Genomic DNA, 15,437 nt, shown 5'->3' with positions numbered 1-15,437 from the left:
CCCGAACCGAAGGCGAGGCAAGCCACCAGCCCAGGCAGGCCCCCCGGCCCCCGGGACCAACACCGCCCCGACACCGCTCTGGCTAGGCTGGCAGCCATGCGCACATCCTCCGGCCCCCACGGCCCCTTCGACCGCGGCCACACCGAAGACCTCATGTCCTTCCTGGCGGCGAGCCCCACGCCGTACCACGCCGTGGCGAGCGCCGCCGAGCGGCTGGAGAAGGCCGGCTTCCGGCAGGTCGAGGAGACCGACGCCTGGGACGGCACGCACGGCGGCAAGTACGTACTGCGCGGCGGCGCCATCGTCGCCTGGTACGTCCCGGAGGGTGCCGCCCCGCACACCCCCTTCCGCATCGTCGGCGCCCACACCGACTCCCCGAACCTCCGCGTGAAGCCGCAGCCCGACGCCGGCGCCCACGGCTGGCGCCAGGTCGCGGTGGAGATCTACGGCGGCCCGCTGCTCAACTCCTGGCTCGACAGGGACCTCGGCCTCGCCGGACGCCTCTCCCTGCGCGACGGCACCTCACGGCTCGTGAACATCGACCGCCCGCTGCTGCGCGTGCCCCAACTCGCCATCCACATGGACCGTTCCATCGCCGCCGACGGGCTCAAGCTCGACAAGCAGAAGCACATGCAGCCCATCTGGGGCCTGGGCGACGACGTCCACGAGGGCGACCTCATCCGCTTCCTGGAGGAGGAGACCGGGCTCGGCGAGGGCGATGTCACCGGCTGGGACCTCATGACGTACAACGTGGAGCCGCCCGCGTACCTCGGCCGTGACCGCGAACTCGTCGCGGGCCCCCGCATGGACAACCTCCTGTCCGTGCACGCCGCGACGGCCGCCCTCACCGCCGCCGCGGCCCGGGACGACCTCACCCACATCCCCGTACTCGCCGCCTTCGACCACGAGGAGAACGGCTCGCAGTCCGACACCGGCGCCGACGGCCCGCTGCTCGGCGGCGTCCTGGAGCGCTCCGTGTTCGCCCGCGGCGGCACGTACGAGGACAGGGCGCGCGCCTTCGCCGGCACCGTCTGCCTCTCCTCCGACACCGGCCACGCCGTGCACCCCAACTACGCGGAGCGGCACGACCCGACGCACCACCCCCGCGCCAACGGCGGCCCGATCCTCAAGGTGAACGTCAACAACCGCTACGCCACGGACGGCGCCGGACGCGCGGTCTTCGCCGCCGCGTGCGACAAGGCGGGCGTGCCCTTCCAGACGTTCGTGTCGAACAACGCGATGCCGTGCGGGACGACCATCGGACCGATCACCGCCGCCCGGCACGGCATCAAGACGGTCGACATCGGCGTCGCGATCCTGTCGATGCACAGCGTGCGCGAGCTGTGCGGCGCGGACGACCCGCACCTGCTGGCCAACGCGCTCGTCGCCTTCCTGGAGGGCTGAGGCTCACTGAGGGGGGTGAGGCTCACTGAGGGGTGAGGCTCACTATCCGTGTCCGTACTTCCGTGTGGTGGGGGCGCAGCCGGGTACACGGTGCAGCGCAGACACGACCACAGGGAGGCGGTCCATATGGGCCTGGGCGGATGCATCATCCTCATCGCCGTGGGCGCCATTCTCACGTTCGCGACCGACTGGAAGATGGAAGGCCTCAACGTCACCGTCGCCGGTCTCGTGATGATGGCGGTGGGGCTCATCGGCGTCGCCGCGTTCACCAGCATCGCGCGGCGCAGGCGTGCGGTGGTGCCACCGGCCGCGCAGACGACGGTCGTCGACCCCGACCAGGAGCGCAGGGGTTACTGACCCACCGACGGGTGACACGGCCGGGCCGCGCCCGGTCCGTGCCGGTTTCGGGGTAGTGATGGCGGCATGAAGCTTCTCGTGCGCGACCGCTTGTTCGGCATCGGTGACGACTACTGGATCGAGGACGACCGGGGCCGCAAGGTCTTCCTCGTCGACGGCAAGGCGATGCGCCTGCGCGACACCTTCGAGCTGAAGGACGCGCAGGGCAGGGTCCTCGTCGACATCCACGCCAAGATGTTCGCCCTGCGCGACACGATGGTGATCGAGCGGGAGGGGCAGCCGCTCGCCACCATCAGGCGCAAGCGTCTGTCCCTGCTGCGCAACCACTACCGCGTGACGCTCGCCGAGGGCACCGAACTGGACGTCAGCGGCAAGATCCTCGACCGCGAGTTCGCCATCGAGTACGACGGTGAACTCCTCGCCGACATCTCGCGCCGCTGGTTCAGCGTGCGCGAGACGTACGGCCTGCACATCGTGCGCGAGGACGCCGACCCGGCGCTGCTCCTCGCCGTCGCGGTCTGCGTGATCCGGCTCGCCGAGAAGGAGCGCGGCGAGGACGACTGAGCGTCAGCGCCCTCCGAGCGGTTCAGCGGCGGGGCTCGTCCAGCCCCAAGAGCCGGTCCTTCAGCGCCGGGAACTGCTCCCGCGTCGCCGCGACCTTCGCCGGGTCGAGGTCGACGGTCAGGACCTCCTCGCCGTCCCCCGCCTGCGCCAGCACCTCGCCCCACGGGTCGACGACGACGCTGTGCCCGGCCTGCGGCACACCCCCGTGCGTACCGCCCGTGCCGCACGCCAGGACGTACGCCTGGTCCTCGATCGCCCGCGCGCGGGCCAGCACCAGCCAGTGCTCGCGCCGCCGCTCGGGCCACCCCGCGGGCACCACGAACATCTCGGCGCCCGCGTCGACAAGGCCCCGGAACAACTCGGGGAAGCGCAGGTCGTAGCAGGTGGCGAGGCCGAGCGTGGCGGTCGGCGTCCGTACCGTGACGAGCTGCGAGCCCGCGCTCATCAGGACGGCCTCGCCCTTGTCGAAGCCGAAGCGGTGGATCTTCCGGTAGGAGGCGGCCAGTTCGCCCTCGGGCGAGAAGACGAGCGAGGTGTTGTAGAGGGCGCCGTCGGGGGCCTGCTCCGGGACCGAGCCCGCGTGCAGCCACACGCCCGTGTCGCTCGCGGCCTTGGCCATCGCCTCGTACGTCAGGCCCTTCAGCGGCTCGGCCTCGCTCGCGAAGGACTCGTACGCGAAGGCGCCCGTGGTCCATAGTTCGGGGAGGACGACGAGGTCCGGGCGCTCACGGCCGGCCACTTCGCGCACCAGCGAAGAGACGCGCGCCCTACGGGAATTGACCGTTTCGTCCTCGTCTACGACGATCTGGATGAGAGAAGCGCGCACACTACCACCGTCCTGGCATTAGGTCCGTCGGCATCATCAAGCACAGCCTACGATCGTCACACGAAAGCACTGCCGGGGTGCCTGCGGGCAGCGTAACTTAACGTCTCAGACACCCACCGCCCGCGTACGACCGCCGAGGGGTCCCGTGAGTCTCCATCCCAGCCTGCAAACCTACGCCGATGCCTGGACCCATTCCGTGGAAGCGATATCGGAGCTGGTGACACCGCTCGCCGAGGGCGAGTGGAACTGGGCCACGCCCTGCCCCGGCTGGTCGGTGCGCGACATCGTCTCCCATGTCATCGGCCTCGACTGCGAGATGCTGGGCGATCCGCGCCCGATCCACACGCTGCCCCGCGATCTGTACCACGTGAAGACCGAGAACCAGCGGTACATGGAGATGCAGGTCGACGTGCGGCGCCACCACACCGCACCGGAGATGACCTCCGAACTGGAGTACACGATCATCCGCCGCTCCCGGCAGCTGCGGAACGAGTCGCGGGACCCGGGCCACAAGATCCGCGGCCCGTTCGGCACCGAGCAGACCCTCGAACTGGCCATGCGGATGCGGGCGTTCGACGTGTGGGTGCACGAGCAGGATCTGCGTACGACGCTGAAGAAGCCCGGCAACCTCGACTCCCCCGGTGCGTATGTCGCCCGTGACCTGCTCCTGCACGGCCTCGCGAAGGTCGTCGCCAAGGAGGCGGGCGCGCCCGCGAACTCGGCGGTCGTCTTCGACGTGAGCGGCCCCGTGGAGTTCCTGCGCACGGTCCGCGTGGACGCCGAGGGCAAGGGCACGGTGGACAACGCGCCCTCGCTCGGCCCGCTCGCCACCATCGGCCTCGACTGGGAGACGTACTTCAGGCTGGCCTGCGGCCGGGTGAAGTACGCGGCGGTCGCCGACCGGATCAAGTCCGAGGGCGACCAGGACCTCGCGGAGGCGATCCTGCGGAACTTCGCGGTCACGCCCTGAGGTCAGGCCGGGACGTGCACCGCCCGGTCAGCAGGCGGGGACGTGCACGGCCTCGACCCGGGAGGCGACAAGCTGCTCCCGCTCCCGTCGGACCACCCTGGACCTGAGCCGCAGGATCTGGCAGAGCCCCACCGCCTCCAGGACGAAGACGGCCGAGAACGCCACGCGGTAGTTGTCACCGGTCGCGTCGAGCAGCAGGCCGATCGCGAGCAGCGTCGTCATGGAGGCGACGAAGCCGCCCATGTTGGTGATGCCGGATGCCGTGCCCTGGCGCTCCGGCGGGTTGGCGGGCCGCGCGAAGTCGAAGCCGATCATGGAGGCGGGCCCGCACGCGCCGAGCACGGCGCACAGGACGATCAGCAGCCACATCGGGGCGTGGTCCCCGGGACTGGCGAGCGTGGCCGCCCAGGCCGCGGCCGTCGCCCCGATCGTGCCGAGCGCCAGCGGGAGGCGCGCGGCGTGGTGCCGGGCGACGATCTGGCCGTAGACCAGGCCGATCACCATGTTGGAGAGCACGACGAGGGTGAGCAGTTCACCGGCGGTCGCCCGGGACAGGCCCTGCGCCTCGACGAGGAACGGCAGGCCCCACAGCAGCAGGAAGACCATCGCGGGGAACTGCGTGGTGAAGTGCACCCACAGCCCGAGCCGGGTGCCGGGTTCCCGCCAGGACAGGGTGATCTGCTCGCGCACGAAGGCCGCCCCGGTGTGCTCGGCGGGGGCGGGCTCGTGGCCCTCGGGGTGGTCCTTGAGGAAGAGGGTCATCAGGACGAGGACGACGACACCGCACAGCGCGCTGCCCGCGAAGGCCGCGGTCCAGCCGACGGAGTGCAGCAGCCGGGCGAGGACGAGGGTGGAGACGAGGTTGCCCGCCATGCCGACGAGCCCGGCGAGCTGGGCGACGAGCGGGCCGCGCCGCGCCGGGAACCAGCGGGTGCCGAGCCGCAGCACGCTGATGAAGGTCAGCGCGTCCCCGCAGCCGAGCAGGGCGCGGGAGGCGAGCGCCATCGCGTACGAGGGTGAGAAGGCGAAGCCGAGCTGTCCGACCGTGAACAGCACGACGCCGATGGTCAGCACCTTCTTGGTACCGAGCCGGTCGACCAGCAGGCCGACGGGTATCTGCATCCCCGCGTACACGAGCAGTTGGAGGATGGAGAAGGTCGAGAGGGCGGACGCGTTGACGTGGAACCGGTCGGCGGCGTCGAGCCCGGCGACGCCGAGCGAGGTCCGGAAGATGACGGCGACGAAGTAGACCGCGACCCCGATCGACCAGACGAGCACGGCCTTCCTGCCGCCGGGAGGATCCCCCGGAACGGAGACGGGCGAGGAGAGCGAACTCACCGGACCTCCCCCCGCGCCAGGTTCTGGAACCACCCGACGTGCCGGGTGACCACGGCGACCGCCGCCTCCGCGTCGCCGCGGCGCAGCGCGTCCAGGATCTCCTCGTGCTCGGAGAGCGTCTTCGCGATCCGGTCCGGGTGCGAGTGCATCACCGCGACCCCCATCCGCAACTGGCGGTCCCTGAGCTGGTCGTAGAGGCGCGAGAGGATCTCGTTCCCCCCGCTGCGCACGATCTCGGCGTGGAAGCACCGGTCCGTGACCGCGGCCGCCGCGAAGTCCCCGGCGGCGGCCTGCTCCCGCTGGCGGGAGAGCAGCGCCGTCAGCCGCTCCACGAGCCCCACCGGCGCCGGCACGGCCTTGCGCACGGCGTGCGTCTCGACCAGCAGCCGGGTCTCGACGACGTCCGCGATCTCCTGCGCGGAGACGGGCAGCACGAGAGCCCCCTTCTTCGGGTAGAGCCGGAGCAGCCCCTCCACCTCGAGCTTCAGCAGCGCCTCGCGCACCGGCGTGCGGGAGACCCCGACGGCCTCGGCCAGCTCGCCCTCGGTGAGGAGCGTGCCGCCCTCGTAGCGGCGCTCCAGGACGGCTTGCTTCACGTGCGCGTAGACCCGGTCGGCGGCGGGCGGCTGCTTGATGGCGGTGACTGGCATGCGCACAGCATAGATACAACACGTATACACGGAAACGCTCGTCCACATGGCGGACCGCACGGAAAAACCCGGGGCATCCGGCACATCCATTGCCCCCTCTCGCTCGTCTTACGAATGAGCGGCCCCTCCATGTGGCCGCAATCCAGGGGCATTTGGAGCAGAGATCTTGAATACCGGCATTAAGGGCGTACGTCGCGTATCAGCCGTTACCCTCACCGCGGGCGCGGTTCTGGCGGGCGGAGCCCTCACCTCCCCGGCGCACGCGGCCGCACCACCGAAGCCGTCCATCGCCGCCAAGGGCGGCTATGTGATGAACAACGGCACGGGCAAGAGCCTCTTCACCAAGTCCGCCGACACCCGCCGCTCCACCGGCTCGACGACGAAGATCATGACGGCCCGCGTGGTGCTCGCCCAGCCGAACCTCAACCTGGATTCCAAGGTCACGGTCCAGAAGGCCTACAGCGACTACATCGTCGACAACGGCTACGCCTCCTCGGCCCGCCTGATCGTCGGCGACAAGGTCACCGTCCGCCAGCTGCTGTACGGGCTGATGCTCCCCTCCGGCTGCGACGCGGCGTACGCGCTCGCGGACAAGTTCGGCAAGGGCACGACCCGCTCGGCCCGCGTGAAGCACTTCATCGGCCAGATGAACTCCACGGCCAGGACGCTCGGCCTGACGAACACGCACTTCGACTCGTTCGACGGCATCGGCCACGGCCAGAACTACTCCACGCCGCGCGACCTCACCAAGCTCGCGAGCAACGCGATGAAGTACTCCACGTTCCGCACGGTGGTGAAGACGAAGGCGACCACCCAGAAGGTCACCACGAAGTCCGGCGGCTACCGCAACATGGCCTGGGAGAACACGAACAAGCTCCTCGGCTCCTACAGCGGCGCCCTCGGCGTGAAGACGGGCTCCGGCCCCGAGGCGAAGTACTGCCTCGTCTTCGCGGCGACCCGGAACGGCAAGACGGTCATCGGCACCGTCCTGACCTCGTCCTCGGCGGCCAACCGCCTCTCGGACGCCAAGAAGCTGATGGACTACGGCTTCAAGGTCGCCTGACGCGTCGACGGAAAAGCAGGGGGCCCGCCGCGATCACCGCGGCGGGCCCCTTTCTCACTGCTCGGCGGGGACTAAGCCCAGGTCAGCAACCGCTTCGGCCGCTCAAGGATCGCCGCCACATCGGCGAGCACCTTGGAACCCAGCTCCCCGTCCACCAGGCGGTGGTCGAAGGAGAGCGCGAGCGTCGTCACCTGGCGCGGCTTGACCTTGCCCTTGTGGACCCACGGCTGGAGCTTGATCGCGCCGACCGCGAGGATCGCGGACTCGCCGGGGTTGAGGATCGGCGTGCCCGTGTCGACGCCGAAGACGCCGACGTTCGTGATCGTGACCGTGCCGCCCTGCATGGCGCCGGGCGATGTCTTGCCCGCCCGGGCCGTGGAGACCAACTCGCCGAGGGACTCGGCCAGTTCGGGCAGGGTCTTGGTGTGCGCGTCCTTGATGTTCGGCACGATCAGACCGCGCGGGGTGGCCGCGGCGATGCCCAGGTTCACATAGTGCTTCTGGACGATCTCCTGGTTGGCCTCGTCCCAGGCGGCGTTGACGTCGGGGTTCCGCCTGATCGCCACCAGCAGGGCCTTGGAGATGAGAAGCAGCGGATTGACCCGCAGCCCTTCGAACGCCCTGTCCTGCTTCAACTCCTCGACGAGCCTCATCGTCCGCGTCACGTCGACCGTCACGAACTCGGTGACGTGCGGCGCGGTGAACGCCGAGCCGACCATCGCCTGCGCGGTCGCCTTGCGGACGCCCTTGACGGGGATGCGGGTCTCCCTGGCGTCCGCGCCGGCCACGGGGGCGGCCACCGGAGCGGGGGCCTCCGCCGTCTGTGCCGCCTGGGGCGCGGGCTCGGCGGCGGCCGGGGCCACCGCCGCGTGCACGTCCTCGCGCGTGATGATCCCGTCGGGACCGGACGGCGTGACCGTCGCGAGGTCCACGCCGAGATCCTTGGCGAGCTTGCGGACGGGCGGCTTGGCGAGCGGCCGAACACCGTGGCCGTTGAGCCCGGCCTCCTGTTGTGGGCCATCGTTCCGCACGGCGGAACGGGGGGGCACAACCCCCGGCTCCGGCGCCACGACAGGGACGTCCACCGATTCGGCCCTCCGAGCCCGGCGCTTGGTGGAGGACTCGGCGACCCCGTACCCCACGAGCACGGGCTGCCGCCCCTGCGGCTCGGCGGGCTCCGGCTCGGGCTCAGGCGCGGGCGCACTCACCGGCTCAGGCGCCACCGAGGCCCCCGCGCCCGCGCCCGCCCCGCCCGACTCGTCCACCGAGATGATCACCTGGCCGACATCGACCGTCGTCCCCTCGGGAAAGCGCAGCTCGCGCACGACGCCGTTGAAGGGAATGGGCAGCTCGACGGCGGCCTTGGCCGTCTCGACCTCGCACACGACCTGCCCGTCGGTGACGGTGTCACCGGGCGCCACGTACCACTTGAGGATCTCGGCCTCGGTGAGCCCTTCGCCCACGTCGGGCATCCTGAACTCGCTCAGAGCAGCGTCTGTCATCGTCGTCACGACCCTCTCCCTCAGTACGCCAGCGAGCGGTCGACGGCGTCGAGCACCCGGTCGAGACCCGGCAGATACTCCTCTTCGAGGCGCGCCGGCGGATACGGGGCGTGGTAGCCGCCGACCCTGAGCACCGGGGCCTCCAGGTGGTAGAAGCACCGCTCGGTGATGCGGGCGGCGATCTCCGCGCCCGTGCCCAGGAAGACCGGGGCCTCGTGCACGACGACGAGCCGCCGCGTCTTCTCGACCGAGGCCTGCACGGCGTCGAAGTCGATCGGCGACATGGAGCGCAGGTCGAGGACCTCCAGGGACTTGCCCTCCTCCTCGGCGGCCGCGGCCGCCTCCAGGCAGACCTTCACCATCGGGCCGTACGCCGCGAGCGTGAGGTCGGTGCCCTCGCGGGCCACGACGGCCTTGTGCAGGGGCCCGGGGATGGCCTCCTTGTCGACCTCGCCCTTGTCCCAGTACCTCCGCTTGGGCTCGAAGAAGATCACCGGGTCGTCGCTCTGGATGGCCTGCTGCATCATCCAGTAGGCATCCGCCGAGTTCGAGGGGGAGACCACCTTCAACCCCGCCACGTGCGCGAAGAGCGTCTCGGGCGACTCGCTGTGGTGCTCGACAGCGCCGATGCCGCCGCCGTACGGAATGCGGATGACGACCGGCATCTTGATCTTGCCGAGCGCGCGGGCGTGCATCTTCGCGAGCTGCGTGACGATCTGGTCGTACGCGGGGAAGACGAAGCCGTCGAACTGGATCTCCACCACCGGGCGGTACCCGCGCAGGGCGAGGCCGATGGCCGTGCCGACGATGCCGGACTCGGCGAGCGGGGTGTCGATGACCCGCTCCTCGCCGAAGTCCTTCTGCAGCCCGTCCGTCACCCGGAAGACACCGCCGAGCTTGCCGACGTCCTCGCCCATGATGAGGACCTTGGGGTCGTTCTCCAGCGCCGTGCGCAGCGATTCGTTGATCGCCTTGGCGATGGGCAGTTTCTGGACAGCCATGGTTACTTGACCTCCCCGGCCGCGGGGGTGTCCGCGAACGACGCCTGGTACGCGGCGAACTGGGCGCGCTCCTCGTCCACGAGCGCGTGCCCGTCCGCGTAGACATTCTCGAAGATCGCCATAAGATCCGGATCCGGCATCGCCCGCACCACCTCTCGCACTCGCTTGCCCAACGCTTCGCTCTCGTCGTCGAGTTCCGCGAAAAATCCCTCATCCGCGTGGCCTTCGGACTCCAGGAAGGCCCGCAGCCGCAGAATCGGGTCCTTGGCCTCCCAGGCCGCCCGCTCGTCGTCGTTGCGGTACTTGCTCGGGTCGTCGGAGGTGGTGTGCGCGCCCATGCGGTACGTGAACGCCTCGATGAGCGCCGGGCCCTCACCCGTACGCGCCCGCTCCAGGGCCCACTTGGTGACGGCGAGCACGGCGAGCACGTCGTTGCCGTCGACTCGCACACCGGGGAAGCCGTAGCCCTGCGCGCGCTGGTAGAGCGGCACGCGGGTCTGCCGCTCGGTCGGCTCGGAGATCGCCCACTGGTTGTTCTGGCAGAAGAACACGACGGGGGCGTTGTAGACCGCGGAGAAGGTGAACGATTCAGCGACGTCGCCCTGGCTGGAGGCGCCGTCCCCGAAGTACGCGATCACGGCCGAGTCGGCGCCGTCCTTGGCCACGCCCATCGCGTAGCCGGTGGCGTGCAGCGTCTGCGAGCCGATGACGATCGTGTACAGGTGGAAGTTGTTGCTGTTCGGGTCCCAGCCGCCGTTGTTCACGCCGCGGAACATGCCGAGCAGGTTCGTCGGGTCGACCCCGCGGCACCAGGCGACACCGTGCTCGCGGTACGTGGGGAACACGTAGTCGTCGTCGCGGGTGGCCCGGCCGGAACCGATCTGGGCGGCCTCCTGGCCGAGCAGCGAGGCCCACAGGCCCAGCTCGCCCTGGCGCTGGAGGGAGGTGGCCTCGGCGTCGAAGCGACGGGTGAGGACCATGTCGCGGTAGAGGCCGCGCAGCTCCTCGCTCGTGATGTCGGCGACGTAGGCGTCGTACACGGCGTTCTTCGCGCTCTTGACCCGCTTGCCCTCGGGCGTCAGCAGTTGTACGAGCTCGGGCTCCGTGCTCTGCTGCGGCGCGGCCTTCTTGGCGCTGGCGCCGGCGCGCTTGCCGCCTCCGGTACTGCTGCGGCGCGGTTTGCGCGCGGCGGTGCTCTCCACGGTCACGTGTGCTCCTCCGTCGGTCCGGCCCCCGGGATTACCGGTTGAGCCAGTGCGGCTCGCCTGATCCGTGCCCGCGCACGGGGTGGGTGCGTCTCGGCCGGGAACAGGCGTGACAGGTGCCCCGGCGAGCGCCCTGCACAATGCACGTTACCCAGTGCTTACCAATTCTGTGAAACCCCATCTGACCTGCGAATTTGCTTGGATTTCCAAGTAAACGGCCGGGTGCCGACTGCTTGGATTTCCGAGTAAATCGAGAAAAGCGGGAACACTTCCTGGTCACAGCACTGATCACAGCCTGGCAGGGGGCCGGAACACCGGCACGTTATCCCGGCCACCCCGGGCTCGGGAAGGGTCGCACGGGAAGGGTTCCGCCCGGGCGCCAAAAGAGATCGTGTGTGAGACTGGCTCCGTGCGCGAAGACGGAAAAATTACAGTATTTCTCCTCGACGACCATGAAGTGGTCCGGCGCGGAGTCCATGAGCTGCTCTCCGTGGAGTCCGACATCGAGGTGGTCGGCGAGGCCGGCACCGCGGCGGACGCCCTGGTCAGGATCCCCGCGACCCGGCCCGACGTGGCCGTTCTCGATGTGCGCCTGCCGGACGGCAGCGGGGTCGAGGTATGCCGTGAGATCCGTTCGCAGAACGAGGACATCAAATGCCTGATGCTCACCTCGTTCGCCGATGACGAGGCTCTCTTCGACGCCATCATGGCCGGCGCGTCCGGTTATGTTCTCAAGGCCATCCGCGGCAATGAGCTGCTGACCGCCGTGCGTGACGTGGCCGCCGGAAAGTCCCTGCTCGACCCCGTCGCCACGGCCCGGGTCCTGGAGCGGCTGCGCGACGGCAACAACACCAAGGGCGACGACCGCCTGGCCAACCTCACCGACCAGGAGCGGAAGATCCTCGACCTGATCGGCGAGGGTCTCACCAACCGCGTCATCGGCGAGCGGCTGCACCTCGCCGAGAAGACGATCAAGAATTACGTCTCCAGCCTGCTCTCCAAGCTGGGCATGGAGCGCCGCTCGCAGGCCGCCGCGTATGTGGCGCGCATGCAGGCGGAGAAGCAGCACTGACGGGACTTACGTCCTGTTTGCTGGGGGCGGGGTCCTCTTTCGGGACATCCCGCGCCTGACCGAAGGTGGGGGCATGTCCACCGATGAACAGCTCGCCTTCGAACTGCTCCGCCGTACGGACTACGGACGGGTGGCGACCAGCATGCGCGCGCTGCCCTTTCTCGCGGCGGCCCGCCACATCGTCGTGGGCGAGAAGATCCTGCTGCGCATGCACAAGGGATACGGCTACCACCAGGCCTGCGTCGGCAGCGTCGTCGCGTACGGCGCGGACAATCTCAACGCGGCGTCGGCCCGCGACGGGCAGTGGACCGTGCAGTGCATCGGCGTCTGCGAGGCGGTCGAGCCGACCAACGCTGAGCTGGAGCTCTTCGGCCCCACGCCGCACTTCGCGGACGGGGAACTCTTCGACCCGGTCTACCTGCGGATAGAGCCGCAGGTCGCCAAGGTCCACACCCTCACCGCGGGGCGCGCCCGCAGCCTGCAGCACACGCACTGACGTACGCGGCCAGGGGCCTCGACGGAGGCTCTGGCTCAGGTGCCCTCGCCGTCGCCCCCGGAGTCACCCGGGTCCTCGCCCTCGGTCGGGTCCGTCGTCACCGGCGGGTCGGTCGGATCGGTCGTCGGGTCCGTCGTCGGGTCCGTGGTGGGATCCGTCGTCGGGTCGGTCGTCGGGTCCCCGGTCGGCTGGGTGGGGTTCCCGGTCGGCTGCGTGGGCCCGGTCGGCTGGTTCGTCCGCGGGGGGTAGTTCGTCTGCCCGCCCGTGTCGCCGCCCGGCTGCGTCGCCTCGCCCGTCTCGTCCTTGTCCGGGCTCTTGCTGGGCTTCTTCTCCTGCGACTGCTTCGTCGAGGGAGTCGTCGGGGTCTTGTCCTTCTCCTTCGTGCCGTTGCTCGCGTTCAGCGCGAAGGCGACGCCCACCACGATCGCGATGACGGCAAGCACCGCGAAGATCCACATCTTGCCGCGGCCGCCCCTGCCACCGCGCTGCCCGCCCTCGAAGCCGCCGTCGTCGCCCGGCGGACGCAGCATCGGGCCCGGGATCTGCGCGGTCCCGGAGTCGGGGTGCCCCATCGCGGCCGTGCCGGCGAGACCCATCGCCGGCGTGTTGCCGCCCTCGTGCATCTCGACGGGCCCGGTGTTCCAGGTCCCCGTGTGGCCGCCCTGCTCGTGCAGCATCTGCAGCCCGTACTGGACGAGGCCGCGCATCTCCTCGGCGGTCTGGAACCGGTCGTCCGGGTCCTTGGCGAGGGAGCGCATGACGAGCCCGTCCAGCTCCGGCGGTGCCGCGTCCGAGACCTCGGAGGGCGGCAGGGCCGTGTCCTGGACGTGCTGGTAGACCACGGAGAGCGGCGTCTCGCCGGTGAACGGGGGCCGCAGCGCGAGCAGTTCGTAGAGCAGACAGCCGGTCGCGTACAGGTCGGAGCGGTGGTCGACGGCCTTGCCGAGCGCCTGCTCGGGCGAGAGGTACTGGGGCGTGCCCATGACCATGCCGGTCTGCGTCATCGTCGACTGCGCGCCGTGCAGGGCGCGCGCGATGCCGAAGTCCATCACCTTCACCGCACCGGAGTGGGTGATGATCACGTTCGCGGGCTTGATGTCACGGTGCACGATGCCGTGCTGGTGGGAGTAGGCGAGCGCTTCGAGCACCCCGGAGACGATGATGAGCGCCTGCTCGGGACCGGGCGCCTCCGCGTTGAGCAGCAGATCGCGGATCGTGCGGCCCTCGACGATCTCCATGACGATGTACGGGACGACGCTCGGCCCGACGGCGTCTTCACCGGAGTCGTACACGGCGACCACGGCGTGGTGGTTCAGACCCGCGACGGACTGGGCCTCACGCGTGAAACGGGCCTTGGAGACGGGGTCCTCGGCGAGGTCGGAGCGGAGCAGCTTGACCGCCACCGTGCGCCCCAGACGTACGTCCTCGGCGGCGAAGACCTCGGCCATGCCGCCCCGGCCGAGTCTGTGGGTCAGCCGGTAACGGCCGTCTCCGACGAGCCCGCCATTGCCCCACAACTCGGGCGCGTCTGACATACCGCCGCCAGTCGCGTCGGGGTCGGACGGGCCCTGAGCGCGCTGCGTCTGTGCCATCAGTCCTCGCCGTCGTTTCTGGTCGTGGTACTTGGTACTGAGTACGCCGCTTTACCGGGTACTCCGACGGGCCACGCTACAGCCTTCACGCCACCCGCCGGTTCGAGGTGGACCGGACATCAAAGCCGCCCCGGGTCCGCGTGCGCAAACTTGTAACGCTTCCGAGACGCTTCTTGCGCGTACGGTCACGGAACGGGCACCGAGCTTGACGCGTCATCGTCCTCGGGCAGACTTGGCCAGGAATAGCGGGTAATCGATCACCAGCCGCGGAGCCGTCCGGCCGCCGCGCCGATGGGGGACGCACGAGATGAGCAGCCAGGACGGCGCACAGGGGCGGTACGCGGGGCGTTCGCTGGCCGGTGGCCGCTACCAACTGCGCGATCTGCTCGGCGAGGGCGGCATGGCCTCGGTCCACCTGGCGTACGACGCCGTGCTCGACCGCCAGGTCGCGATCAAGACGCTCCACACCGAGCTGGGCCGCGAGCAGTCCTTCCGCGAGCGTTTCCGCCGCGAGGCCCAGTCGGTGGCGAAGCTCACGCACACGAACATCGTGTCGGTCTTCGACACCGGTGAGGACGAGCTGGACGGCACGACGATGCCGTACATCGTCATGGAGTACGTCGAGGGCAAGCCGCTCGGCTCCGTGCTCGACGCGTCGGTCACGCAGTTCGGCGCGATGCCGACCGACCAGGCGCTGAAGATCACCGCCGATGTGCTGGCGGCGCTGGAGATCAGCCACGAGATGGGCCTGGTCCACCGCGACATCAAGCCGGGCAACGTCATGATGACCAAGCGCAACGTCGTCAAGGTCATGGACTTCGGCATCGCCCGCGCCATGCAGTCCGGCGTCACCTCGATGACCCAGACCGGCATGGTCGTCGGCACCCCGCAGTACCTCTCGCCCGAGCAGGCGCTCGGCCGCGGCGTGGACGCGCGCTCCGACCTCTACTCCGTCGGCATCATGCTCTTCCAACTGGTCACCGGGCGGCTGCCGTTCGAGGCGGACTCGCCGCTGGCGATCGCGTACGCGCACGTCCAGGAGGAGCCGGTCGCTCCGTCCTCGATCAACCGTTCCCTGCCGCCCGCGGTGGACGCGATCGTCGCCCGCGCGCTGAAGAAGAACCCGAACGAGCGCTTCCCCACCGCCGAGGCCATGCGCGACGAGTGCCTGCGCGTCGCCCAGTCCTTCCAGGCGGCGGCCCCCAGCATCGTGCCGGGCGCGCCCACGGCGAGCGGCGCGGGCGTCGGCTCCGCGGTCTTCCCGCCGGTCGACTCCTCGCTCCCGCAGCAGTCGGGCGGCGTCCAGACCCCGTACCAGCCGGGTTCGTACGGCCCGTCGACCCCGGCCCCGACGCCGGGCTACGGCTACCCGCCCCAGCAGGGCAGCTACCAGACCC

Annotated in this window: 15 protein-coding genes; 8 read left to right on the top strand and 7 right to left on the bottom strand. The window is 70.0% G+C overall.

The window, feature by feature from the left end; all coding sequences use genetic code 11:
* The first annotated feature begins 96 nt into the window (after nucleotides 1-96).
* From GKQ77_RS14240 to GKQ77_RS14230, 3 genes are all read left to right on the top strand, one after another.
* Nucleotides 97-1,404 carry a M18 family aminopeptidase gene (locus GKQ77_RS14240; protein WP_219689092.1) on the top strand — a complete coding sequence of 436 codons (1,308 nt, stop codon included), beginning with the start codon at nucleotides 97-99 and terminating at the stop codon, nucleotides 1,402-1,404.
* Nucleotides 1,405-1,530: 126 nt separating this feature from the next.
* Nucleotides 1,531-1,761 (top strand): hypothetical protein, encoded by a 231-nt coding sequence (locus GKQ77_RS14235; protein WP_055527253.1) that lies wholly within the window; start codon nucleotides 1,531-1,533, stop codon nucleotides 1,759-1,761.
* A gap of 66 nt (nucleotides 1,762-1,827) precedes the next feature.
* Nucleotides 1,828-2,325 (top strand): LURP-one-related/scramblase family protein, encoded by a 498-nt coding sequence (locus GKQ77_RS14230; protein ID WP_219689091.1) that lies wholly within the window; start codon nucleotides 1,828-1,830, stop codon nucleotides 2,323-2,325.
* Nucleotides 2,326-2,347: 22 nt separating this feature from the next.
* Here the strand turns inward: GKQ77_RS14230 and GKQ77_RS14225 are convergent, their stop codons facing one another.
* Entirely contained in the window at nucleotides 2,348-3,151 is an 804-nt protein-coding gene (locus tag GKQ77_RS14225; RefSeq protein ID WP_219689089.1) for a carbon-nitrogen family hydrolase, read from the bottom strand.
* A 145-nt stretch (nucleotides 3,152-3,296) separates the two neighbouring features.
* Here GKQ77_RS14225 and GKQ77_RS14220 point away from each other — a divergent pair, with 145 nt between their 5' ends.
* Entirely contained in the window at nucleotides 3,297-4,121 is an 825-nt protein-coding gene (locus GKQ77_RS14220) for a maleylpyruvate isomerase family mycothiol-dependent enzyme (RefSeq protein WP_219689088.1), read from the top strand.
* A gap of 27 nt (nucleotides 4,122-4,148) precedes the next feature.
* Here the strand turns inward: GKQ77_RS14220 and GKQ77_RS14215 are convergent, their stop codons facing one another.
* Nucleotides 4,149-5,459 (bottom strand): MFS transporter, encoded by a 1,311-nt coding sequence (locus GKQ77_RS14215; protein WP_219689087.1) that lies wholly within the window; start codon nucleotides 5,457-5,459, stop codon nucleotides 4,149-4,151.
* Nucleotides 5,456-6,109: a GntR family transcriptional regulator gene (locus tag GKQ77_RS14210; RefSeq protein WP_219689086.1), complete on the bottom strand. Its 654-nt coding sequence runs from the start codon at nucleotides 6,107-6,109 to the stop codon at nucleotides 5,456-5,458. The genes GKQ77_RS14215 and GKQ77_RS14210 overlap by 4 nt, the downstream gene beginning before the upstream one ends.
* Before the next feature lie 166 nt (nucleotides 6,110-6,275).
* Between GKQ77_RS14210 and GKQ77_RS14205 the strand changes: the two genes are divergently transcribed.
* Nucleotides 6,276-7,172, top strand: coding sequence for a D-alanyl-D-alanine carboxypeptidase family protein (locus GKQ77_RS14205; protein ID WP_219689085.1), 897 nt, complete (start codon nucleotides 6,276-6,278; stop codon nucleotides 7,170-7,172).
* A gap of 71 nt (nucleotides 7,173-7,243) precedes the next feature.
* Here the strand turns inward: GKQ77_RS14205 and GKQ77_RS14200 are convergent, their stop codons facing one another.
* From GKQ77_RS14200 to pdhA, 3 genes are read right to left on the bottom strand one after another with little or no spacing between them, the layout of a single operon-like run.
* The gene (locus GKQ77_RS14200; RefSeq protein ID WP_219689084.1) at nucleotides 7,244-8,683 is read right to left on the bottom strand and encodes a dihydrolipoamide acetyltransferase family protein; all 1,440 of its coding nucleotides are present in this window, start codon (nucleotides 8,681-8,683) and stop codon (nucleotides 7,244-7,246) included.
* An 11-nt stretch (nucleotides 8,684-8,694) separates the two neighbouring features.
* The gene (locus tag GKQ77_RS14195) at nucleotides 8,695-9,675 is read right to left on the bottom strand and encodes an alpha-ketoacid dehydrogenase subunit beta (protein WP_219689083.1); all 981 of its coding nucleotides are present in this window, start codon (nucleotides 9,673-9,675) and stop codon (nucleotides 8,695-8,697) included.
* Nucleotides 9,676-9,677: 2 nt separating this feature from the next.
* Nucleotides 9,678-10,883, bottom strand: a complete 1,206-nt coding sequence (pdhA, locus tag GKQ77_RS14190) for a pyruvate dehydrogenase (acetyl-transferring) E1 component subunit alpha (protein ID WP_219689081.1) — start codon at nucleotides 10,881-10,883, stop codon at nucleotides 9,678-9,680.
* Between the two features lie 406 nt (nucleotides 10,884-11,289).
* Here pdhA and GKQ77_RS14185 point away from each other — a divergent pair, with 406 nt between their 5' ends.
* Together GKQ77_RS14185 and GKQ77_RS14180 are read left to right on the top strand one after the other, a co-directional pair.
* Complete coding sequence (locus GKQ77_RS14185; RefSeq protein WP_030794784.1) at nucleotides 11,290-11,952, top strand: response regulator; 663 nt, start codon at nucleotides 11,290-11,292, stop codon at nucleotides 11,950-11,952.
* Nucleotides 11,953-12,025: 73 nt separating this feature from the next.
* A complete protein-coding gene (locus GKQ77_RS14180) occupies nucleotides 12,026-12,448 on the top strand; it encodes a pyridoxamine 5'-phosphate oxidase family protein (protein WP_219689080.1) in 423 nt (140 codons plus the stop codon).
* 35 nt (nucleotides 12,449-12,483) lie between these two features.
* On the opposite strand, the gene GKQ77_RS14175 is transcribed toward GKQ77_RS14180, so the two are convergent.
* A complete protein-coding gene (locus GKQ77_RS14175) occupies nucleotides 12,484-14,040 on the bottom strand; it encodes a protein kinase domain-containing protein (protein ID WP_219689078.1) in 1,557 nt (518 codons plus the stop codon).
* 307 nt (nucleotides 14,041-14,347) lie between these two features.
* Between GKQ77_RS14175 and GKQ77_RS14170 the strand changes: the two genes are divergently transcribed.
* A partial coding sequence (locus tag GKQ77_RS14170; RefSeq protein ID WP_219689076.1) for a protein kinase domain-containing protein occupies nucleotides 14,348-15,437 on the top strand: 1,090 nt, incomplete at its 3' end.

This window comes from Streptomyces anatolicus, assembly GCF_019400875.1.
Classification (GTDB): Bacteria; Actinomycetota; Actinomycetes; order Streptomycetales; family Streptomycetaceae; genus Streptomyces; species Streptomyces anatolicus.
The sequence above is the reverse complement of the archived record's forward strand: the minus strand, read 5'-3'. Positions and strand labels throughout refer to the sequence as shown.

Excerpts from the sequence above, each read along its gene's own strand:
- GKQ77_RS14195 (WP_219689083.1), bottom strand. The coding sequence starts at position 9,675 with ATGGCTGTCCAGAAACTGCCCATCGCCAAGGCGATCAACGAATCGCTG.
- GKQ77_RS14240 (WP_219689092.1), top strand. The coding sequence starts at position 97 with ATGCGCACATCCTCCGGCCCCCACGGCCCCTTCGACCGCGGCCACACC.
- GKQ77_RS14235 (WP_055527253.1), top strand. The coding sequence starts at position 1,531 with ATGGGCCTGGGCGGATGCATCATCCTCATCGCCGTGGGCGCCATTCTC.
- GKQ77_RS14175 (WP_219689078.1), bottom strand. The coding sequence starts at position 14,040 with ATGGCACAGACGCAGCGCGCTCAGGGCCCGTCCGACCCCGACGCGACT.
- GKQ77_RS14210 (WP_219689086.1), bottom strand. The coding sequence starts at position 6,109 with ATGCCAGTCACCGCCATCAAGCAGCCGCCCGCCGCCGACCGGGTCTAC.
- GKQ77_RS14180 (WP_219689080.1), top strand. The coding sequence starts at position 12,026 with ATGTCCACCGATGAACAGCTCGCCTTCGAACTGCTCCGCCGTACGGAC.
- GKQ77_RS14230 (WP_219689091.1), top strand. The coding sequence starts at position 1,828 with ATGAAGCTTCTCGTGCGCGACCGCTTGTTCGGCATCGGTGACGACTAC.